The sequence below is a fragment of the Mesorhizobium sp. M0938 genome, from assembly GCF_040319125.1.
Lineage (GTDB): Bacteria > Pseudomonadota > Alphaproteobacteria > Rhizobiales > Rhizobiaceae > Mesorhizobium > Mesorhizobium robiniae.
Genome location: NZ_JAMYNS010000029.1, coordinates 35,434 through 55,873 on the forward strand (window position 1 = coordinate 35,434; position 20,440 = coordinate 55,873).

A 20,440-nucleotide genomic window follows, 5' to 3' on the forward strand; every position below is an offset into this window, starting at 1 on the left:
TCCGATGAAATTGGCAGGGTCATCGATAAAAGGCCTCAAAGCTGGTTGTTCATGCCGGCATTCGATGCGGCCGCCCGGCGCACCAACTCGATTCCTCCCGCAGGAGCATATCGGCGAAGAAACGGACTGAAATGCGCCCGGTTCAATCAACTTTGAAGCAGCCCGAAAATATTCCGTTTTGAAGCCGGCAAATGAACAAAAATGGTACGAAATCAAAAGGATGCACTATGGTGAAAAAACCACCGGAAGATGGCTTTTTGCGGCGCGACCTGGCCTTTTGCTACCGTCTCTATCGACCCGTGGAGTCCAGCGGGGAATGCCTTTTTCTGCTGCATGGATCCGGTGTCGATGAGACGACGCTCGTGGCACTGGCGCGGCAAATCGCACCGCGCGCCGTGCTGGTGGCGGTCCGTGGCCGAATCGCCCAGGAGGACGGTTTCCGCTGGTTCGCGCGGATCACGCCAACGCGCTTCGAACAGCAGAGCATTCGCACGGAGGCGGACGCTTTCGCCGGCTTCATCAGCGAGGCCGCGAAGCGCCACGGTCTCGATCTCTCCCGAACGATTTTTCTCGGCTATTCGAACGGCGCCAACCTGGTTTCGAGCGTGATGCTGCTGCATCCGGGCCTCATCGAACGGGCAGCATTGCTGCGCCCGATGCCGGTACTCGACGAGGTGCCCCCGGCCGACTTGTCCAAAGCGCACGTGCTGATCATCGCCGGCGCCGCCGACCTCACCTATGCCCCCTTCGCGCCGGCGTTGATTGCAGCGCTCGAAGCACATGGCCCCGAGATCGAGGCCCGCACCATCGCCTCCGGCCATGAGATCGGCGATCGGGATGCTGAAATCGTCAGGCAATGGCTGGCCGACCCGGCGATCGCCATCGCGCAGGCGAATTGATGAGCCGAGGTTTTACGCTCGCCCCATCCGGTTCCAGGCATCCAGCCCGGCGATCTTGTAGGCTTCGGCCAGCGTCGGATAGTTGAAGGTGTTGTTGACGAAGAAATCGACGGTGCCGCCGAGATTGATCACCGCCTGGCCGATGTGAATGAGTTCGGTCGCGCCCTCGCCGACGATATGCGCGCCGAGCAGCCGGCGCGTTTCGATCGAGAACAGAAGCTTCAGAAAGCCGGTGTCGACGCCCATGATATGGCCGCGCGAGGTTTCGCGGAAACGCGCCACGCCGACCTCATACGCGCCGCCGCTCTCGCGCACCTGCTCCTCGGATTGGCCGACGGTCGAGATTTCCGGCACGGCGTAGATGCCGTAGGGAAAGGTTTCCGGCGGCGGCGGCAAGGGCACGCCGAAGGCATGGCAGGCGGCCACCCTGCCCTGCTCCATCGAGGTGGAGGCGAGGCTCGGAAAGCCGATGACGTCGCCGGCGGCATAAATATTCGACGCACTGGTCCGGAAGGTCTGCGGATCGACCTTGATGCGGCCCCGGGAATCGGCCTCGATGCCGACCACGTCAAGGCCGAGCGCGCCGACATTGCCGGTGCGCCCCGCAGCATAAAGCACCATCTCCGAGCGTATGGTGCGGCCGTCGGCAAGCGTCACCTCGGCATGATCGGGTTTCGAGGCGATCTCCTTGACCGCGCTGCCGAGCCGGATCGTCATGCCGCGGTCGCGCATCTGATGGATGAAATCATCGACGATCTCGCGGTCGACGAAATCGAGAATGGTGTTGCGCGGCTCGACCAGCGTCACCGGAACGTCGAGCGCCGAAAAGATCGTCGCGTACTCGACGCCGATGACGCCGCCGCCGATCACCGTCAATGTCCGCGGCAGGCGCTCGAGCTCCAGCATCTCGTCGCTGTCCAAGATACGGGTCTTGTCGAAGGGCACGTCGCGCGGTCGATGCGGGCGGGTGCCGACCGCGATCAGCGCGTTGGCAAAACCCACCTCGCTGTAGTCGCCATTGTCCGCCGTCAGGCTGACCTTGTTGGGACCGATAAACTTGACTGTGGCGCGCGCACTCTTGACCGTGTTGCGCATGAATTGGTGTTGTAAAACCTCCACCTCGTGATCGAGGGTCTTATGCAGGCGCTGGATCAGATCGCCGACCGAAATGTCCTGCTTGACCCGGTAGCCGCGCCCGTAGAAGCCGCGCTCGCGCCAGCCGGAGAGGTTGAGCACGGTTTCCCGCAGTGTCTTCGACGGGATGGTGCCGGTATGCACGGAAACGCCGCCGAGGCGCCGGCCCCGGTCGACCACCAGCACGGATTTTCCGAGCTTGGCCGACTGCACCGCGGCACGGCGCCCGGAAGGCCCGCTGCCGATGACCAGCATGTCGTAGTCCATCTCGCCCGCCCTGCCCCTCGTCGTTCAAAATGCCAGAGCGCCCCTTGCGTGTCCAAAAAGGACGCCCGGCGCTCCAGGCACTATGTTGCACCGCAGCAAGCTAACGCCATCCGCGCTGCAAATTCAACCGATCCTGGCTGCGTTCGACGCTGCTTGCAGTCGCCTCCCGAAAACGGTTCGATCTTGATTCCGTCGCAAGACTTCACCATTTCAACACCAGGCGGCCCGCACACTATTCCGGGCCTGATTACGAGGAAATGACATGAACGCGCGCGTTCTCGACGGCGAAATCATCAGCTCCAGGCTCGACGACGTCAGGGCCTATGACGGCGTGCGCACGCGGCGTGTCCTCGCCTTCATCATCGACTATTGCATCGTTGCGCTGCTCACCATCCCGTTTGCGATCCTGGTATTCTTCCTCGGGATTTTGACGCTCGGCCTCGGGTGGATGCTGTTTTCCGTCCTCGTGCCTGCCGTCGCCTTCCTCTACATCTGGAATACGCTCGGCAGCGCCGACCAGGCCACGACGGGCATGAAGATGATGTGCATCCGGCTCGACCGCCTGGACGGCACTCGCATCGACGGGCTCACGGCCGTGGTGCATTCGGTGCTGTTCTGGGCCGGCAACGTCATCCTGACGCCGCTGGTCCTTCTGGTATCGCTGTTTGCCGACCGCAAGCGCACGCTGCACGACCTGCTGCTTGGCACCGTGGTCAGCCGCAGTGACCGCTGAGACGACGTTTCACGAGCTCCCGCGAGCGTTTATCTGCGAAGTGAGGGCGTCCGATCGTCGGCGCCTTCACAATCCTATTGAATTTTTCGCCGTGCGCGCCAAAGGTAGAGCGATTCGCAGGAGTGTTTCCAAGGTTCGATGACGCAGCATCCGACCCAGTCGCCGCAGTTCTTCCTGACCGCGCCGTCGCCGTGCCCGTATCTTGAGGGCCAGTTCGAGCGCAAGGTGTTCACGCATCTGGTCGGCGACAAGGCGCCGGAGATGAACGACCTCTTGACGCAAGGCGGTTTCCGGCGGTCGCAGAACATCGCCTACAGACCAGCCTGCGAGACCTGCCGCGCCTGCGTTTCGGTACGCATCCTGGCCCAGGAGTTCACCGCCAGCCGCAACATGAGGCGGGTGATACAGCACAATTCAGACCTCATCGGCGTCATGCACGACGCGCAACCGTCCACGGAGCAGTATTCGCTGTTCCGCAGCTATCTCGATGCCCGCCACCGCCGCGGCGGCATGTCCGACATGACGGTGCTCGACTACGCCATGATGGTCGAAGACACCCATGTCGACACCAAGGTCATCGAATACCGGCGCCGCGGCCCCGACAGCTTCATCACCGGCAAGGGCCAGGGCGAGCTGATCGCCGTGGCGCTCACCGACAAGATGGCCGACGGCCTGTCGATGGTCTATTCCTACTTCAATCCGGACTTCGAAGACCGCTCGCTCGGCACCTTCATGATCCTCGACCACATCGCCCGCGCCAGGGCGATGGGCCTGCCCCATGTCTATTTGGGCTACTGGGTCAACGGCTCGCGCAAGATGAACTATAAGATGCGCTTCATGCCTCAGGAGCATCTCGGCCCGAAGGGTTGGGAACGCTACGACCACGAAGCGGTTTCGCGCTGATCCACTCTTTCGCCAATCACCCTTAAGACTTTCAAGGAGGATGCTGCTGGTTTTCGGCCGCTTGGCTGGAAGCACAGACGCTTGGCCAATTTCGCGCCGCCTCCACATCATTGCGAGAATTGCCGCATGTCGTCCCACAACGATCACCAGAAGGGCCTTCTTATCACCGCCATCGGCGGGCTGACCCTGACCATCGACATTCCACTGATCCGCCTCGCAGACGGCGGCGCATGGACGATCCTCCTGCTGCGCACCGGCACTACCTTGGTCGCAGCGCTGATCATCTGGGCAGTCTGGCGCTCGCTAAGCCGGAACGCGCCGCAGCTCATCCCCGGCTGGTCGGGGCTGATTGTCGCCATATGCTACGGACTGACTTCGGTCACCTTCGTCACCAGCATCTATTACACCACGACCGCCAATCTGGTCTTCATCCTGGCCTTCAACACCGTGTTCGCGGCACTGCTGTCCTGGGTGTTCCTGAAGGAGCGGCCGCGACTGGTCACCGTGGCCGCGATGCTGGTCATGATCCTCGGTGTTGCGATCATCGTCAGCGATTCGATCGGCACCGGGCACCTGTTTGGCGATCTGATGGCGCTGTGCTCGGCTTTCTTCATCGCTCTGGCCATCACCATCTCGCGCGCCAGCGGCAAGGACATGGGGTTCACATCGCTGATCGGCGTCGTCCTGCCCTTGGCCGTCGCGGTGTTCATGGTCTCAGGCGAAGGCCTTCAGGTGAACGCGCCGTGGTGGATCATCTTCAACGGCGCCGTCATCATGCCGATCTCGTTCTTCTGTCTCGCCAACGGGCCGAAATATGTTTCGGGACCGGAAGTGGCGATGTTCTATCTGCTCGAAACCGTGCTGGCGCCAGTCTGGATGTGGATGATCTTTGCCGAAACGCCGTCGCGCAACAGCCTGATCGGCGGCGCGATCCTCACCATCACGCTGATCGCCCATTCGCTATGGCAGCTGCATGAGGGGCGCAAGCGCAGCGCAACCCTTGCGGTCAGTCACCCGGCCTGAGTCTTTCTCGCGGCAGGGTGCTCCGCGACGATGTCGATCTGCGCCGGAGCACCTTCCATGTCCGCCGGCGCTGCTGGAGCAAGCTCGTCGGCCAACTCCACCTCGCGCAGCCATTCGCGCCAGATCGCGACCAGCAATGCCATCAGCACCGGACCGATGAACAGGCCGAGAAAGCCCATCGTCTTGACGCCGCCGATCAGGCCGAAGAAGGTCGGCAGGAACGGCAGCTTTATCGGACCGCCGACCAGTTTCGGGCGCAATGTCTTGTCGACGATGAACAGCTCCACCGAGCCCCAGATGAACAGCGCCAGCCCCGCCATCAGCGAGCCACTGGCGGCGAGATAGATCGAGACAAGCGTGAACGACAGCGGGGCGCCGCCGGGGATCAGCGCCATAATGCCGGTCAGCGCGCCGAGCGTCACCGGCGACGGCACGCCGGCCAGCCAGTAGGCGACGCCCAGCACCACCCCCTCGCCAATGGCGATAATGGTCATGCCGGTCACCGTCGAGGAAATCGTTGCCGGCACGACGCGTGAAATCCGCTCCCACCTGGCCGGCAGGATGCGCTCGCCGAGACGGTCGACCTGCCCGGCGAAATGCTCGCCGTCGCGATAGGCAAAGAACAGCGCGATCATCATGAACAGCAGCGCCAGCAGAAGGCCGAAGGCGCTGCCGCCGGCGGCCAGAACGCCGCGATAGATGCTGCCGATGTTGGCGCCGCTGATCAGCTGGATCAGTTCGCCGATGCCACCGGGATGGCCGAGATTGCGCGTCCACTGCTCGTTCAGCCACTCGCCCACCACGGGCAGCGTGGCGATCCAGTGCGGCGTTACCGCGCCTTCGCGGTTGGTCTCGATCGCCCAGCCGACCCATTCGCGGACTTCGTTGGTGGCGTAGGCGCCGGCGAAAGCGATCGGCACCACCAGGAACGTAAGGATGAACAGGATCGCCAATGTCGCTGATATCGTGCGGTTGCCGCCAACGGCAGCGAGCAACCGCCGATAGAGCGGCCAGCTGGCAAAGGCGATGACGAGCGCGGCCAGCACGGGAACCAGGAAACCATGAAAGAAATATACGCCTGCGGCGACGATCAGCACCAAAAGCCAGCGCGCCGCCGACAACGGCGGAATGACGGCGGATCTGAGCGGCGTCGACAAGCCAAACAGGCGTTGCTGCCTTTCCGGTTTGTGAATCCCAGCTTCCTTCAAATGCCCATTTCTCCCAAACGGCTTATGTAGCGATACTTATGCACTGATATAGTGCAGCAATCGTGACGATAGTCCAAATGTCTAGGTATCTCCCTCCTTGAGGGGGAGATGGCCGGCAGGCCAGAGGGGTAGCCGCGCGTGAAGCGCCGGCGTCCTCAGCCCACAATAAGAGGTCGAAGAGGTCGCGTCAGGTCGTGCCGACCCCCTCTGTCGCCTTCGGCGACATCTCCCCCTCGAGGGGGGAGATTAGCGGCTACCCGAATTTCCCGGTCCTCGGGAATCCCTTCGGCACCATGCGGCCGGCCGAGGCTCGGGCGCCGATCCATTCGATCAGCTCTTCACGCGACTTGACGAAGGTGCGGTCGGCCGAATCCTGCCAGGAGAGACCGCTTTCGAGCGTGAAGGTCTTGAGATCGAGGACGCCGCCATCCTTGTATTTCTGCAGGCGAACCCCTTTGCCGCGACCCATCTCAGGGATCTCGGCAAGCGGGAAGACCAGCATCTTGCGATTCTCGCCGACGATGGCGAGATGATCGCCGGCGACTGTCACGCAACGCTGAGCCTCGTCTGGTGCCTTGACGTTCATCACCTGCTTGCCCTTGCGGGTGTTGGCGACGACTTCCTCTTCCGGCACGATGAACCCATTGGCGTCATGCGACACCAAGAGCAGCTTGCGCTTGGGATCGTGGACAAAGGCGGTGACGATGTCCTGGTCGTTGTCCATGTCGACAATGATGCGGATCGGTTCGCCATGGCCGCGCCCGCCGGGCAGCCGGTCGGCGCCGATCGTGTAGAACTTGCCGCCAGTGGTGAAGACCAGCACCTTGTCGGTGGTCTGGGCGTGGAAGGCGAGCTTGAGGCTGTCACCCTCCTTGAACGTCAGCAATGAATGATCGGTCAGGTGACCTTTCATCGCCCTGAGCCAGCCCTTTTCCGAAACGACCACGGTGACCGGCTCGCGCTCGATCATGGCATGGGCAATGTCGGTCAGGTCATGTTCGGGCGCGTCGGCGAACTGGGTCCGGCGCTTGCCGAGTTCGGTTTCCGGTCCGAATTTCTCGCGGATGCTGGTGACTTCCCACTTGATCGTCGCCCATTGTTTGGCATCGGACGCAAGCAGCGCTTCGATCTGCTTTTTCTCGGTGGTGAGGCCATCGAATTCCTTGCGGATCTCGAATTCCTCGAGCTTGCGCAGGGCTCTGAGCCGCATGTTGAGGATGGCTTCGGCCTGGTTGTCGGTGAGCGACCAGCGGGCCATCATCACTTGCTTGGGCTCGTCCTCCTCACGGATGATCCTGATCACCTCGTCGATGTTGAGATAGGCGATCAGATAGCCGGCGAGGATCTCCAGCCGCCTTTCGATCTCGCCGAGCCGATGCTTCGAGCGGCGGATGAGCACCTCGCGGCGGTGCTCCAGCCATTCCTTGAGCACGCCTTTCAGCGACAGTACGTTGGGTATCTTGCCGCGCGACAGCACGTTCATGTTGAGCGGAAAGCGGCTTTCGAGCTCGGTCAGCTTGAACAGCGATTCCATCAGGATGCCGGGGTCGACCGAACGGCTCTTCGGCACCAGCACGACGCGGATGTCCTCGGCGCTCTCGTCGCGGATGTCCTCAAGCAGCGGCAATTTGCGCGCCATCAGAAGCTCGGCGATCTTTTCGATCAACCGCGCCTTCTGGACGCCGTAAGGGATCTCGGTGACGACGATGCTCCAGGTGCCCCTGCCCTGGTCCTCCTGGCTCCATTTCGCCCTGACGCGGAAACCGCCGCGGCCTGTTTCGTAGGCTTCGAGGATCGAGGCGCGGCTGTCGACAATGATGCCGCCGGTCGGGAAGTCGGGACCCTGGACAAAGTCCATCAGCTTGGCCACCGGCGCGTCCGGATGCTCGATCAGGTGCAGCGCGGCGTCGCAAAGCTCGGCGGCATTGTGCGGTGGGATCGAAGTCGCCATGCCGACGGCAATGCCGGACGAGCCGTTGGCGAGCAGGTTCGGGAAGGCGCCGGGCAGCACCACCGGCTCCTCGTCCTCTTCATTGTAGGTCGGCCGGTAGTCGACCGCATCTTCGGTGATGCCGGACAAAAGTTCGGTCGCCACATCGGTCATGCGCGCTTCGGTGTAGCGCATGGCGGCAGCGTTATCGCCGTCGATATTGCCGAAATTCCCCTGGCCGTCGACCAGCGGATAGCGCATCGAAAAATCCTGCGCCAGCCGCACCAACGCGTCGTAGATCGACTGGTCGCCATGCGGATGGAACTTGCCCATCACCTCGCCGACGATGCGGGCGCATTTGGCGAAGCCCTGGTCGGGGTTCAGTCTCAGCAGCCGCATAGCATGCATGATGCGGCGATGGACCGGCTTCAGCCCGTCGCGCACGTCCGGCAGCGCCCGGTGCATGATGGTCGACAGCGCATAAGCGAGATAGCGCTCTTCCAGCGCTTTCTTCAGATCGACCGGCTCGATGTTGTCGCCGCCGCCATCTCCAGGCGGCAAAAGCCTTTTTCCCATGGGCTGGAACTAGCCGAGCGGGTGATTCGCGGCAAGAGGCGCTTGAATTGCGAGGCGCCTCCTGCAACACGAACTGGACGTACTGCAGCATCGGCCAACATCAACCGGTTACATCCCGCTTCTATGGCAAGCGCGATAGATCGGGGCCGCAATGGATGGGATTTGCCTTTCGCCCTGGTTTTCGACCATTGTGCGGGAGAACGCCTTTTTCCCGTCCAGTTCGTCACGGAAGGGTGACGGCGCAAAGAATTGAAAACAATCTTCAGGACACGCTCAGGGAACCGCGATGACGATCAGACGCTCGACACTCAACAAGCTCGCTTTTTCGACCTTCCTGCTGACGCTGCCGCTGAACGCGGCCTTCGCGCAGGATGCTGCGGTCGCCGACCGGCTGAAGGCGGCTCTCGCCGCCCAGGGCGTCGACATCTCATGGACGGGGGTGACGGGCGATGCCTCCAGCATGGTGCTGCAAGGCGTCGCCGTCAAACCGGCGGCCGAAAAGGAGGCGCTCAAGCTCGGCGACGTCACGCTTGAAGGCGTGACCGAAGCCAATGGCGGTTATGAAATCAAAACGGTCTCGACTGCGGCGTTCCAGCACAGCGAGGACGGCATCACACTCGACCTCAGCCCCTTTATCATCCACGACATGACGGTTCCGGCTGACGGCGCCACGGGTCCGCTGGGCTCGCTGATGATGTACAAATCGGCAGAGCTCGACAAGATGACGGTCAAGGTCGCCGACAAGACCGCCTTCTCGATGGACGGGCTTGCCATCGAAATCACGCCGCCGGCCGACGGTAAGGCGATGGAATTTTCGGGAACCACGGAAAAGTTCAATGCCGACTTGACGCTGGTCGAGGACCCGAAGTCGAAGGACGTGATCAACGCGCTCGGCTACCAGAATATATCAGGGAACCTTGAAATGGCGGGCACGTGGCAGCCTGCGGACGGCAAGATGGAGCTGTCGAAATACGACATCTCCGTCGACAATGCCGGAACGCTCGGCATGACCTTCGGTCTCGGCGGCTACACGCTTGACGTCATGAAGTCGCTGCAGGAGATGCAGAAGAAGTTGGCGGCCCAGCCCGAAGGGGCCGACAATTCGGCGCAAGGCATGGCCATGCTCGGTGTCTTGCAGCAGCTTTCGTTCAACAGCGCTTCGATCCGCTTCGAAGACGATTCGCTGACCAACAAGGTGCTGGACTATGTCGGCAAGCAGCAAGGCATGTCCGGCAAGGATATCGCCAATCAGGCCAAGGCGATCGTGCCTTTCGGCATGGCGCAGCTCAACAATCCCGAATTGACGGCGCAGGTATCGGCTGCGGTCGGCAAATTTCTCGACGATCCAAAGAGCCTCGAGATCCTGGCCAAGCCGCCGGCAGCGGTGCCGTTCGCGCTGATCATGGCGGGCGCCATGTCCAACCCGGTGGACCTGACGAAGACGCTTGGCGTGACAGTCAAGGCGAACGAGGACTGAGCGGAGCGATCTGTTGAAAGCGAAAAACCCGGCAGCGCTGCCGGGTTCTTTGTGAATCAACAGAATCGGTTGCGGGAGCTTGTTAAGCCTCTTTCTTGGTCGCCACGACGCGCAGCGACAATTCGCGAAGCTGTTGCGGGCTGGCTTCCGACGGCGCGCTCATCAGCAGATCATAGGCCTGCTGGTTCATCGGGAACATCGTCACCTCGCGCAGGTTTTTGGCGCCGACCAGCAGCATGACGACGCGGTCGATGCCGGCCGCCATGCCGCCATGCGGCGGCGCTCCATACTGGAAAGCCCGATAGAGGCCACCGAAGCGCTCCTCGACCGTTTCGCGATCCAGCCCGACAGTCTCAAATGCCTTGACCATGGTCTCGGGCAGATGGTTGCGGATGCCGCCTGAGGCGATCTCGAAGCCGTTGCAGACCATGTCATACTGGAATGCCTTGATGCCGAGCAGATCCTCGCCCTTGAGCGCCTCGATGCCGCCCTGCGGCATCGAAAACGGGTTGTGGGCGAAATCGATCTTCTTCTCGTCCTCGTTCCATTCGAAGAACGGGAAGTCGACGATCCAGCACAGTTCGAAGCGCTCGCGGTCGACGAGGTTCAGCTCCTCGCCGGCGCGAGTGCGTGCCGCACCCGCGAAGGACACGAATTTCTTCGGGTCGCCGGCGACGAAGAAGGCAGCATCGCCATCGGCAAGGCCGAGTTGCAGGCGGATCGCCTCGGTGCGCTCCTCGCCGATATTCTTGGCCAGCGGCCCCGCCCCTTCGAGCTTCTCGCCTTCCTTGCGCCAGAAGATGTAGCCGAGACCGGGCTGGCCCTCGCCTTGCGCCCAGGAATTCATACGGTCGCAGAAAGCACGGCTGCCGCCGGTTTTTGCCGGAATGGCCCAGACCTCAGCCTTGGGGTCGTTGGCAAGAATGTTGGCGAACACCTTGAAGCCGGAATCGCGGAAATGATCGGAGACGGCCTGCATCTCGATCGGGTTGCGCAGGTCCGGCTTGTCGGTGCCGTATTTGCGCATGGCGACGTCGTAGGCGATGCGCGGAAATTCCTGCGTCACCGGCTTGCCGTTGGCGAAGGTCTCGAAGACCCCGCGCATGACCGGTTCCATGGTCGACAGCACATCGTCCTGCTCGACGAAACTCATTTCGAGGTCGAGCTGATAGAATTCACCCGGCAAACGGTCGGCGCGCGGGTCCTCGTCGCGGAAGCAGGGTGCGATCTGGAAGTAACGGTCGAAGCCCGACACCATGATCAGCTGCTTATACTGCTGCGGCGCCTGCGGCAGCGCGTAGAAAGTGCCGGGATGGATCCGCGACGGCACCAGGAAGTCGCGTGCGCCCTCAGGCGACGAGGCGGTCAGGATCGGCGTCGAGAATTCGGTGAAGCCGACCTCGCCCATGCGCTTGCGCATCTCGGCGATGATTTTCGTGCGCGCCACGATGTTCTTGTGCAACGTGTCGCGGCGCAGATCGAGGAAGCGGTATTTGAGGCGGATGTCTTCCGGGTAGTCCGGCTCGCCGAACACCGGCAGCGGCAGCTCCTTGGCCGCCGACAGCACTTCGATCTCGCGTGCGAAAACCTCGATCTCGCCGGTCGGCAAATTGGCGTTGGCGGTTTCAGCTAGGCGCGCCTTGACCTCGCCGTCGACGCGGATGACCCATTCGCCGCGCACCGTCTCGGCAACCTTGAACGCCGGCGAATCCGGGTCAGCGACGATCTGGGTCAGGCCATAATGATCGCGCAAATCGATGAACAGCAGGCCGCCATGATCGCGCACGCGATGAACCCAGCCCGACAGGCGAACCGAAGAGCCGACGTCGCTCTTCCTCAATTGGGCACAGGTATGGCTGCGGTAACGATGCATTGTCATTGGTAAGTCCGGATGTTGATTGCGGCCAAGGCATGATGGCCAGGCCCGAAATTTGCGCGAAAAGCACATGAGAGGCCGCCTTTGTCAAGGCGGACGGCGCTAGGGCAGCATCTCAGGTTGGACTTCGGCTCTCGCCCTACGCGATCATCGCTCGGAATAAGCCGCGATTCAACATCGACCGCCCATGGCGGTCAGCGGGTGAAGCGCGCACTATCGCCCGGCGTAGCAACCCCACACACAACAGCGGGATCGCAACGAAGCCCGCATGATTCCACCATTCGCCGGGATGGTACGTTCGAGGCTGATACGAGCTCATAGGTGTGCGTCGCATGCAGATCGCGAAACACACTGACGATCATGCGAGCGTTGATGTAGTTGCCGAGCCCTCGGCCCCTCTGCGATTGCGCGACCGCAACCAGTCCACCCCACGCATATCGGTGATAGGCGCTGTAGGGATTGTGAGCCAAGTAGCCATGCGCGGTTGCCGCGACGGTACCCGTCTTGTCGCCCACCACTACCGTCGTCGCCGGTCCCAGCGTTCCGGCCAGCAGCGACCCCGAAAATGGCACTACGCCCGACGCCGCCATGAACGCCTGGATGCGGGCCGTATACTCATCATCCGGCTCGGTCGGCTTGTCTTGATCGAGAAGTCCGTCGGGCAGCCCCTGATCGATAATTGCCTCCGACGCCGCCAGGGCACTTGCCCGGTCGGCCAAGAAAACGTCCCAGGTATCGAAGCGGAAGCCCCCTTTGGCCAATCTCGACTTCAGCTCATCCGCCTTGCTTGCTGGTATCATACGAAAGCCGCAGATGCCGTCGCGATTGAGAATCTTGTCGATCAGCTCCCACCCGAACCGATCGGGATCATCGCACCCCATGGTGCGCCCGGTCTGGCACGCGCCGGGGGTCGCATTGATGAAGTCGACACTCACCTCAGCCTGAGCTTGCAGACGCTGCTGAACCTCTGTGCCGAAATAGCCTGACATGGGAAGTCCCCGCGTGACGTGCCCGATGGAGTATAGCAAGCACGATAGAATACAGCCAACCTGGTCCCGCTGGAACCAGCTTGGCTCCTTCAGGGTATGGCGCGGCGCGCAGGAGGGATTTTCGGCCTCGCCCGTTCCGAAGCGGACTACGAGTCGCGGCCAACGGAAGGCGACTGCTATCTTCTGCTTTGATCGTGATTAGGGTGGTCAAGCCGTGTACAATGGCCGTCACATTGATGGGAGGACTACCATGCGCATTCGCACATTGACTGTCCTGATGATGCTGCTTGTCGGCACCTGCACATTTGCCCACGCCCAGCAGACGAAGCCGGCATCAATCGAGGTGTTTCCTTTCGAATTGGAGGACAAGAGCGCTGGGGCGGGGATAATTCCTCCTGACGAACACGATAAGCGCTATCTGTCCGAGTCGGCACAGATGGCGAAGGACATGCTTTCCAAGTCCGGGCGTTTCACAATCGTCGATGTACCAGCGAAGGGCGAGCAGCCGGGTGCACCGCACGGATTGCGCAACTGCGGGGGCTGTGAAGGCAAAATTGCCAAGGAGCACGGCGCGTCTCTTGCCTTGCTCGGCGTCGTAACGCGCGTCAATCGAACAGAGCATACCATGTTCATTCGCATTCTTGACGCCGAAACCGGGAAACCTGTTTTGCAAGGCTTTACCGATCTTCGCATGGGTCCGAACTACGCGTGGCCCCGCTCGGTGAAATGGCTGATGACAAACAGAATTCTGCGGTAGGGACATCCACCCAGTGCGCCCTCGGGAGTGCGAAAGACCGCTCCCAAGCCAAACTCAAGCTGAGAAACTGATTGCCGGTGCTGGCCCGCTAATCGCCGGGAATTGCCGCTGGCATTGGCGCGGACGATGGTTCAAGAAGGATCAACGACAGGCCTTCCTTCATGTCATCCATGCGCCCGCTGATCCCGCTTCTTATTGCCGCCGGCATCCTGCTCGGCGGCAATGGGTTACAAAGCACCTTGATCGCACTGCGCGGCGCCCAGGAAGGGTTTTCGGCCTCGACCATCGGCCTGATGGGCACGTTCTATTTCGCCGGCTTCCTGCTCGGCTGCCTCGCCGTCACCCGTATCATGAAGGCGGTCGGCCACGTGCGCGCCTTTTCCGCGCTGGCGGCGATCGCTTCGGCGGGAACATTGCTTCTGGTGCTGGTCGTCGACCCGGTCATGTGGTGCGCGGTCCGCTTTGCCGGCGGGTTCTGCTTCGCCGGTCTGTTCACCATCATGGAAGCCTGGCTCAATTCCGGGGTCGCCAACAAGGACCGCGCACGGGTGCTGGCCATCTACCGGATGGTCGACATCGGTTCGGTCACAGGCGCGCAGTTCCTGATCCCGATCTTCGGCGCCGGCGGTTTCGCCATCTTCGCCATCATGTCGATCATGATCACGCTCTCGCTGGTGCCGGTCTCGCTCGGCGACCGCTCCAACCCGACCCCGCCGGAAGACGTCAAGCTCGACCTGGCCCGCGTCTGGCGGATTTCGCCGCTCGGCTGCTTCGGCTGCATCGCCGTCGGCGTCACCAACAGCGCCTTCCGCACATTGTCGCCGGTCTATGCCGAACAGATCGGCATGTCGGTCACCGACGTCGTCACCTTCGTCAGCGTCGGCATCTTCGGCGGCGCCATCATCCAGTATCCGCTCGGCTACCTATCCGACCGCTGGGACCGGCGTTACGTGCTGCTGATAACGACGTGCTGCGCGCTGCTTGCGTCGCTGGCGCTGGTGTTCTGGGTGCGCAGCGACCCTACCCTTAACTTCGTGACGGTCTTCATTTTCGGCTGCTTTGCCATGCCGCTCTACTCGCTGTCGGCGGCGCACTCCAACGACCGTGCCGACAAGGGCGAGTTCGTGCTGATCAACGCGGCGCTGATGCTGTTCTATTCCTTCGGCGCTATTGGCGGGCCGTTCGCCGCCTCGACGGCCATGCAGCATTTCGGGCCAAGCGCACTGTTCGTGTTCACCGCCATCGTCTACGCCATTTTTGTCGTCGTCATCGTGTACCGGATGCAGGCGCGATCCGGCGTGCCGGCGGGTCATCGCAGCCGTTTCATCGGCCTGTTGCGCACATCGACGGTGTTCGCCCGGCTGGCCAAACGCAACGACGATTCCGACGGGCCCGGGAAGCACCGATGACGGCCCCATATGTCTTGAACCCGGGGCTGCGGCTTGACGAAAGCCCGCGCGGCTGAAATTGAAGGAGACCTTACCCTTTGCCAAAAGCGATTTGATGCACGTCATCACCACCCAAGAAGAACTCGAGACCGCTGTTGCCGCGTTCGAAAAGTCGGATTTCGTCACCGTCGACACCGAATTCATTCGCGAGACGACGTTTTGGCCGATCCTCTGCCTGATCCAGATGGCGGCGCCCGGCGTGACGGCGCTGATCGATCCGCTGTCACCCGACATCGACCTGAAGCCGTTCTTCAGGCTGATGGCCAACGAGGGGGTCGTCAAGGTCTTCCATGCGGCGCGCCAGGACATCGAAATCATCGTTCATCTCGGCGATCTGGTCCCGCATCCGGTGTTCGACACCCAGGTGGCGGCGATGGTTTGCGGCTTCGGCGACAGCGTCTCCTATGACCAGCTTGTCCAGAAGATCACCGGCGCTCGGCTCGACAAGTCCTCGCGTTTCACCGACTGGCGCCATCGGCCGCTTTCCGACAAGCAGCTCGACTACGCACTCGCCGACGTCACCCACTTGATCGAGGTCTACCAGCACCTCAGCGCCGAACTGGTGCGGGAAAACCGCGCCCATTGGCTGAACGAGGAGATGGAGGTGCTGACCGCGCGCGAAACCTACGATCCGCATCCGGAGGACGCCTGGAAGCGGCTGAAGATGCGACTGCGCAAGCCGCAGGAGCTGGCGATCGTGCAAGCGGTTGCGGCATGGCGCGAGCGCGAGGCGCGCGAACGCGACGTGCCGCGCGGCCGGGTGCTCAAGGACGACGCCATCTACGAGATAGCCCAGCAGGCGCCGCGCGATGCGGCAGCACTCGGCAAGCTGCGCACCACGCCGAAAGGCTGGGAGCGCTCAGTGACGGCAACGGCACTGCTTGGCGCGGTCAACACAGCGCTTGCCTTGCCAAGGGAGAGCATGCCGAAGCTGCCGAAAAGCTTTCAGCCGCCGGAAGGCTCCAATGCCGCCGCGGAACTGCTGAAAGTGCTGTTGCGGATCGTCGCTGAAAAGGAGGGCGTCGCTTCGAAAGTGCTGGCCTCGAGCGACGACATCGACCGCATCGCCGCCGAGGGCGAGGACGCCGACGTGCCGGCCCTGCAAGGCTGGCGACGCGCCGTGTTCGGCGAGGCCGCCCTCAAGCTGGTGCGCGGCGAGATCGCGATCAAGTTCGACAAGCGCAAGATCGCAGTGTTCGATTTGTAGGCTTGAGCCTGTTTGGCCTTAAGTTCGGCGCTGTTTCTGCCCCGCCAGAAGAAAAACCGCGATGACGATCACCGGTATCGCCAGGAGCGCGAATTTGGTGACGATCAGCGCCGAGGCTAAGGACAGCGAATCCGGATTGGCCGACAGGAAATCCGAGAGCAGGCGGGCGACCGCGAAGTTCTGCGCATAATCAGCAAGCGTATAGGGCAGCACCAGGACAAGCGCGAACAGCGACTGGAGCTGCGCGGGCAGCGCCCGAAAATTCTTCAGCCGCCGTCCCGTGGCCAGGATCAGGCTGACCAATGTCAGCGACAGCAGCGCCGGGAACAAGAGGTCGAAGGTCAGGTAGTGCCAGACCAGAATGATCTCGCTGCCGCGCCGGCCGAGCGCCGTCAGCCAAGCCATGCCCTCATCCGGGGTGAAACCGGTCCAGCGCATATCGAGCGACGGCAGGCCACCACTCAACTGGCGGAAATAGAGGAACTCCATCGCCGTCATGGCGATGAAAACCGCCACGCAGGCAAAACAAAGTGCTGCAGCGTGGCGCGACAGCCGCAGCATCATTGCCGCCAGGCTTCGCGCAAGCTGGTCAGGCTCCGCCGGGGTAATTCGGGCTTTCGCGGGTGATCGTGACGTCATGGGCGTGGCTTTCACGAAGTCCGGCGTTGGATATGCGTACAAAGGTGGCGCGGTCGCGGAAATCGGCAAGGTCGCGACCGCCGACATAACCCATAGCGGCTTTCAGGCCGCCCGCAAGCTGGTGCAGTACGCCGGACACGGGTCCTTTGTAAGGCACCTGCCCTTCAATGCCTTCCGGCACCAGTTTCAACGTGTCGCGCACCTCGGCCTGGAAATAGCGATCGGCTGAGCCGCGGGCCATGGCGCCGACTGAGCCCATGCCGCGATAGGCTTTGAACGAGCGGCCCTGGTGCAGGTAGACTTCGCCCGGGCTCTCGTCGGTGCCGGCCAGCAGCGAACCGATCATGGCGGCACTGGCGCCGGCGGCAAGCGCCTTTGCGAGATCGCCGGAATATTTGATGCCGCCATCGGCAATGACCGAGACGCCCGATTTCTGCGCCGTGTCGACCGCCGACATGATTGCCGAAAGCTGCGGCACGCCGACGCCGGCGACGATGCGGGTGGTGCAGATGGAGCCTGGCCCGATGCCGACCTTGACCGCATCGGCACCGGCATCGATCAGCGCCAGCGTGCCTTCTGCGGTGGCGACGTTGCCGGCCAGGATGCGGACCGAATTGGACAGTTTCTTAGCCCGTGTCACCGCGTCGAGCACGCGTTGCGAGTGGCCGTGAGCGGTGTCGATCACCAGAAGGTCGACGCCGGCGTCGATGAGGCGCTCGGCGCGCTCGAAACCGTCATCGCCGACGCTGGTGGCAGCCGCCGCGCGCAAGCGCCCCTGCACGTCCTTGGTAGCGTGCGGATTGAGCTGCGACTTCTCGATGTCCTTGACGGTGATCAGCCCGACGCAATTGCCGTCGCTGTCGACCACAACCAGCTTTTCGATGCGGTGCTGGTGCAGGAGCCGCTTGGCTTCGTCCTGATCGACGTTCTCCTTGACCGTGATCAGGTTCTCACGGGTCATCAGCTCGTAGACCTTTTGCCCCGGATCGGAGGCGAAGCGCACGTCGCGATTGGTCAGGATGCCGACCAGCCGGCCGACCGTATGCCCGCCGGCGCCGCCATTCTCGACCACGGGAATGCCCGAGATGCTGTAGGTGCGCATCAAGCCCAAAGCGTCGGCGAGCGTCGCATCGGGGCCGATGGTGACGGGGTTGACCACCATGCCGGATTCGAATTTCTTCACTTGCCGCACCTGTTCGGCCTGTTCGGCCGGCGAGAAATTGCGGTGGATGACGCCGATGCCGCCGGCCTGGGCCATGGCGATGGCGAGGCGCGCCTCGGTGACGGTGTCCATGGCGGCGGAGAGGATCGGCACGTTGAGGTCGATGTCGCCGGCGATGCGGGTGCGGATATCGGTCTCGCCGGGCATGACCTCGGAATGACCCGGCTGCAGCAGCACGTCGTCAAAGGTCAGCGCCAACGCGCCCGTGGACGTTTCGATAATTTTTGCCATGGCCAGCCCTCGGAATGCATGAAAAGCGCTGGACCGGATGGACAGCGCCGACTCGTCTTCTTCCCTTTCAGGATTGGCGCTGGCTCGTAACACGTCCCGTCGCCGATGAAAAGCCGATTGGTTGTGCATGGCGGGGTCGGCAGGGCGATGAGGGGCGGTGCCGCCAGCCTTTGCTGAAGTGATTAGCACATCTGGCCTTGCTTTGTGACGGCAGTTATGCTAGGAATTTATTCATGGTGCCGATTTGCGCCATCGCCCGCCGCCGAGGCGGGTTTTTATTTGGGCGCCATTCTCCGCAAGGCTCCGAACCGGCACGTTTGCCAAGCGTCGCGCAAATGTGACGGCAAATTAAGGCGACATCCGACTTAACCCGTGGTAACCGCCCTGCGTGTCGGCTTACCCCCTTTGCCCCCGAGGGATCGGCAAGCAATCGGCGGCGAACATTCAAATCCGGACGTGCTCCATGAACCGCACCATTCCGCTTATCCTGGCGGTCGCCCTTTACATCAAACAGATCGTTCGTCGCATTTGCAGGGATGTGCCCTCCAAGCACGCGCGGTTCATAAGGTTGGTGCATAAGTCACGTCACCCGAACGCCCGATTGCAGGGTGAGGTCGCCCAGAAACTAACCCCCTGCCCACCCTCACAGCGCGGTGTGACGCGTTCAGTGACCCGCGACGGCAACGATCGCATCGACACGCAAACCCCTCACACCGACCCCCTGCCGTTCGCGTTCATCCTGCGCATTTCCTTGACGGCAACAACGCATTAACATACATACGTTAAATGCGTATCGTATGGGACGAAATCAAGCGACAAAAGGTGCTGATCGACCGTCAACTTGATTTCGCATGGGTAACGCCGCCGTTCATTGAATCCGCCTTAATCGAGGCGGGGCACACAGGGCGCTATAAGGCCTTCAACCTGATTGGTAATAGTCTCTACGCGGTGGTCTTTAAACAGTTAGGCACCGAAGGGGTGTCAATCGTTACGATGCGACTCGCAACACGAGATGAGGGAATAAGCTATGACGAACACACATGGACGACACACACTAACAGACGCAGAAGAAGCAGCCGCACAGCGTCACAAGCGCGAGGACGAGGCCCCAGGTGAGTTTCAGGGGAAAAAGTTCATGACCTATGCCGAAGTCGTGCGCAGAGGTCGCCCGCGTACTGAAAAACCAAAGGTGCGTACGAGCATATACCTATCGCAGGAAGTCATTGATAAGTTCAAGGCGACAGGTCCCGGTTGGCAAACGCGCATTGACGAGGTGCTTAAAGGCACGCGACTGTAACCTACCCCCTGTGGCAACCGACTAGTGGGCAACGATCACCCTGCGACGCGATTGCGCGCACACCGCACCCCAACTTAGATGGCGGGTTAATGGTGTGACAGTGCTCGCTCCGCAATCTTTTTAGCAAGGGGACTCGGCAGTGCCGCTCCCAAATCTAACCAATGAATGCTGTTATAGAAGCGGTGCTCAGTTCTGTCGACATACTGATCCAAAAGCCTCGTCATGCGAGATTTCGGGAGCGTCATTACGCATCTAAGAGCGAACACAATTCTGTACCTATCGTCCGTCCGCTCAAGCTCACGCAACAAAACCTCGTCACTCAGATCACGAACAACATTGTTCTGCAAACGCTTCGCAAGTGATATCCGAACCGTATTGTCAAGATCGAGGGCCAGCAGATCGGCAATACGATCTTTCCCCAGGGCGAGGATGGCTGTTGCCTTCTGCTCCGGCGATTTGGTTTGAAAAAAATTGAGCACCATTGTGCGCGAGGTGGGGTAGTCCCCCATTTTTTTTACACGTTCGATGTCGGACCAGTCGTACCCATCCGGTGAAGACCGCAGACGTGTATCCGGCGGCCATGAGCCCCTGAGCACCGCGGTGCCGGCGTCAAGCTTTCTTTGG

Annotated in this window: 18 protein-coding genes; 10 read left to right on the forward strand and 8 right to left on the reverse strand. The window is 61.8% G+C overall.

Annotated features, from left to right (window positions below):
- The first annotated feature begins 227 nt into the window (after window positions 1-227).
- Window positions 228-899, forward strand: a complete 672-nt coding sequence (locus NKH73_RS30715; protein ID WP_352938879.1) for an alpha/beta hydrolase — start codon at window positions 228-230, stop codon at window positions 897-899.
- A 12-nt stretch (window positions 900-911) separates the two neighbouring features.
- Here the strand turns inward: NKH73_RS30715 and sthA are convergent, their stop codons facing one another.
- Entirely contained in the window at window positions 912-2,300 is a 1,389-nt protein-coding gene (gene sthA / locus NKH73_RS30720) for a Si-specific NAD(P)(+) transhydrogenase (protein WP_352938882.1), read from the reverse strand.
- Between the two features lie 262 nt (window positions 2,301-2,562).
- Between sthA and NKH73_RS30725 the strand changes: the two genes are divergently transcribed.
- The 3 genes from NKH73_RS30725 to NKH73_RS30735 all read left to right on the forward strand — a co-directional run bounded on the left by NKH73_RS30725 (window position 2,563) and on the right by NKH73_RS30735 (window position 4,959).
- Window positions 2,563-3,033: an RDD family protein gene (locus NKH73_RS30725; protein WP_352938885.1), complete on the forward strand. Its 471-nt coding sequence runs from the start codon at window positions 2,563-2,565 to the stop codon at window positions 3,031-3,033.
- 138 nt (window positions 3,034-3,171) lie between these two features.
- The gene (locus NKH73_RS30730) at window positions 3,172-3,936 is read left to right on the forward strand and encodes an arginyltransferase (RefSeq protein ID WP_352938888.1); all 765 of its coding nucleotides are present in this window, start codon (window positions 3,172-3,174) and stop codon (window positions 3,934-3,936) included.
- A gap of 126 nt (window positions 3,937-4,062) precedes the next feature.
- Window positions 4,063-4,959: a DMT family transporter gene (locus tag NKH73_RS30735; protein ID WP_352938891.1), complete on the forward strand. Its 897-nt coding sequence runs from the start codon at window positions 4,063-4,065 to the stop codon at window positions 4,957-4,959.
- Here NKH73_RS30735 and NKH73_RS30740 read toward each other — a convergent pair.
- Together NKH73_RS30740 and parC are read right to left on the reverse strand one after the other, a co-directional pair.
- Window positions 4,947-6,167 carry an AI-2E family transporter gene (locus NKH73_RS30740; protein ID WP_352938894.1) on the reverse strand — a complete coding sequence of 407 codons (1,221 nt, stop codon included), beginning with the start codon at window positions 6,165-6,167 and terminating at the stop codon, window positions 4,947-4,949. The two genes, NKH73_RS30735 and NKH73_RS30740, sit on opposite strands and share 13 nt — an antisense overlap.
- A 253-nt stretch (window positions 6,168-6,420) precedes the next feature.
- Window positions 6,421-8,673, reverse strand: coding sequence for a DNA topoisomerase IV subunit A (gene parC / locus NKH73_RS30745; RefSeq protein ID WP_352938896.1), 2,253 nt, complete (start codon window positions 8,671-8,673; stop codon window positions 6,421-6,423).
- A 286-nt stretch (window positions 8,674-8,959) separates the two neighbouring features.
- Here parC and NKH73_RS30750 point away from each other — a divergent pair, with 286 nt between their 5' ends.
- Window positions 8,960-10,150, forward strand: a complete 1,191-nt coding sequence (locus tag NKH73_RS30750; RefSeq protein WP_352938898.1) for an aq_1923 C-terminal domain — start codon at window positions 8,960-8,962, stop codon at window positions 10,148-10,150.
- An 82-nt stretch (window positions 10,151-10,232) separates the two neighbouring features.
- Here NKH73_RS30750 and aspS read toward each other — a convergent pair whose 3' ends face one another.
- Window positions 10,233-12,029: an aspartate--tRNA ligase gene (gene aspS / locus NKH73_RS30755; protein WP_352938900.1), complete on the reverse strand. Its 1,797-nt coding sequence runs from the start codon at window positions 12,027-12,029 to the stop codon at window positions 10,233-10,235.
- Between the two features lie 191 nt (window positions 12,030-12,220).
- The gene (locus NKH73_RS30760; RefSeq protein ID WP_352938902.1) at window positions 12,221-13,015 is read right to left on the reverse strand and encodes a GNAT family N-acetyltransferase; all 795 of its coding nucleotides are present in this window, start codon (window positions 13,013-13,015) and stop codon (window positions 12,221-12,223) included.
- Between the two features lie 250 nt (window positions 13,016-13,265).
- On the opposite strand from NKH73_RS30760, the gene NKH73_RS30765 reads away from it, so the two are divergent.
- The 3 genes from NKH73_RS30765 to rnd all read left to right on the forward strand — a co-directional run bounded on the left by NKH73_RS30765 (window position 13,266) and on the right by rnd (window position 16,427).
- The gene (locus NKH73_RS30765; RefSeq protein WP_352938905.1) at window positions 13,266-13,772 is read left to right on the forward strand and encodes a DUF3280 domain-containing protein; all 507 of its coding nucleotides are present in this window, start codon (window positions 13,266-13,268) and stop codon (window positions 13,770-13,772) included.
- 161 nt (window positions 13,773-13,933) lie between these two features.
- Window positions 13,934-15,181, forward strand: a complete 1,248-nt coding sequence (locus tag NKH73_RS30770; RefSeq protein WP_352938907.1) for an MFS transporter — start codon at window positions 13,934-13,936, stop codon at window positions 15,179-15,181.
- Between the two features lie 94 nt (window positions 15,182-15,275).
- Window positions 15,276-16,427 (forward strand): ribonuclease D, encoded by a 1,152-nt coding sequence (gene rnd / locus NKH73_RS30775; protein ID WP_352938909.1) that lies wholly within the window; start codon window positions 15,276-15,278, stop codon window positions 16,425-16,427.
- Between the two features lie 18 nt (window positions 16,428-16,445).
- Here the strand turns inward: rnd and NKH73_RS30780 are convergent, their stop codons facing one another.
- Window positions 16,446-16,991: a hypothetical protein gene (locus NKH73_RS30780; RefSeq protein ID WP_352938912.1), complete on the reverse strand. Its 546-nt coding sequence runs from the start codon at window positions 16,989-16,991 to the stop codon at window positions 16,446-16,448.
- A 25-nt stretch (window positions 16,992-17,016) separates the two neighbouring features.
- Complete coding sequence (gene guaB, locus NKH73_RS30785) at window positions 17,017-18,519, reverse strand: IMP dehydrogenase (protein WP_352938914.1); 1,503 nt, start codon at window positions 18,517-18,519, stop codon at window positions 17,017-17,019.
- Window positions 18,520-18,982: 463 nt separating this feature from the next.
- On the opposite strand from guaB, the gene NKH73_RS30790 reads away from it, so the two are divergent.
- Together NKH73_RS30790 and NKH73_RS30795 are read left to right on the forward strand one after the other, a co-directional pair.
- Complete coding sequence (locus NKH73_RS30790) at window positions 18,983-19,291, forward strand: hypothetical protein (RefSeq protein WP_352938916.1); 309 nt, start codon at window positions 18,983-18,985, stop codon at window positions 19,289-19,291.
- A 255-nt stretch (window positions 19,292-19,546) separates the two neighbouring features.
- Complete coding sequence (locus NKH73_RS30795; protein ID WP_352938918.1) at window positions 19,547-19,816, forward strand: BrnA antitoxin family protein; 270 nt, start codon at window positions 19,547-19,549, stop codon at window positions 19,814-19,816.
- A gap of 86 nt (window positions 19,817-19,902) precedes the next feature.
- On the opposite strand, the gene NKH73_RS30800 is transcribed toward NKH73_RS30795, so the two are convergent.
- Window positions 19,903-20,440 (reverse strand): hypothetical protein (locus NKH73_RS30800; protein WP_352938920.1); only part of this gene is annotated, 538 nt, incomplete at its 5' end.

What these genes read in the sequence shown, in the direction of transcription:
- NKH73_RS30760 (WP_352938902.1), bottom strand. Translation starts at nt 13,015, where the DNA reads ATGTCAGGCTATTTCGGCACAGAGGTTCAGCAGCGTCTGCAAGCTCAG.
- aspS (WP_352938900.1), bottom strand. Translation starts at nt 12,029, where the DNA reads ATGACAATGCATCGTTACCGCAGCCATACCTGTGCCCAATTGAGGAAG.
- NKH73_RS30765 (WP_352938905.1), top strand. Translation starts at nt 13,266, where the DNA reads ATGCGCATTCGCACATTGACTGTCCTGATGATGCTGCTTGTCGGCACC.
- NKH73_RS30780 (WP_352938912.1), bottom strand. Translation starts at nt 16,991, where the DNA reads ATGATGCTGCGGCTGTCGCGCCACGCTGCAGCACTTTGTTTTGCCTGC.
- parC (WP_352938896.1), bottom strand. Translation starts at nt 8,673, where the DNA reads ATGGGAAAAAGGCTTTTGCCGCCTGGAGATGGCGGCGGCGACAACATC.
- NKH73_RS30715 (WP_352938879.1), top strand. Translation starts at nt 228, where the DNA reads ATGGTGAAAAAACCACCGGAAGATGGCTTTTTGCGGCGCGACCTGGCC.
- guaB (WP_352938914.1), bottom strand. Translation starts at nt 18,519, where the DNA reads ATGGCAAAAATTATCGAAACGTCCACGGGCGCGTTGGCGCTGACCTTT.
- NKH73_RS30795 (WP_352938918.1), top strand. Translation starts at nt 19,547, where the DNA reads ATGACGAACACACATGGACGACACACACTAACAGACGCAGAAGAAGCA.
- NKH73_RS30790 (WP_352938916.1), top strand. Translation starts at nt 18,983, where the DNA reads ATGAACCGCACCATTCCGCTTATCCTGGCGGTCGCCCTTTACATCAAA.
- NKH73_RS30735 (WP_352938891.1), top strand. Translation starts at nt 4,063, where the DNA reads ATGTCGTCCCACAACGATCACCAGAAGGGCCTTCTTATCACCGCCATC.
- NKH73_RS30770 (WP_352938907.1), top strand. Translation starts at nt 13,934, where the DNA reads ATGTCATCCATGCGCCCGCTGATCCCGCTTCTTATTGCCGCCGGCATC.
- NKH73_RS30725 (WP_352938885.1), top strand. Translation starts at nt 2,563, where the DNA reads ATGAACGCGCGCGTTCTCGACGGCGAAATCATCAGCTCCAGGCTCGAC.
- rnd (WP_352938909.1), top strand. Translation starts at nt 15,276, where the DNA reads ATGCACGTCATCACCACCCAAGAAGAACTCGAGACCGCTGTTGCCGCG.
- NKH73_RS30730 (WP_352938888.1), top strand. Translation starts at nt 3,172, where the DNA reads ATGACGCAGCATCCGACCCAGTCGCCGCAGTTCTTCCTGACCGCGCCG.
- sthA (WP_352938882.1), bottom strand. Translation starts at nt 2,300, where the DNA reads ATGGACTACGACATGCTGGTCATCGGCAGCGGGCCTTCCGGGCGCCGT.
- NKH73_RS30750 (WP_352938898.1), top strand. Translation starts at nt 8,960, where the DNA reads ATGACGATCAGACGCTCGACACTCAACAAGCTCGCTTTTTCGACCTTC.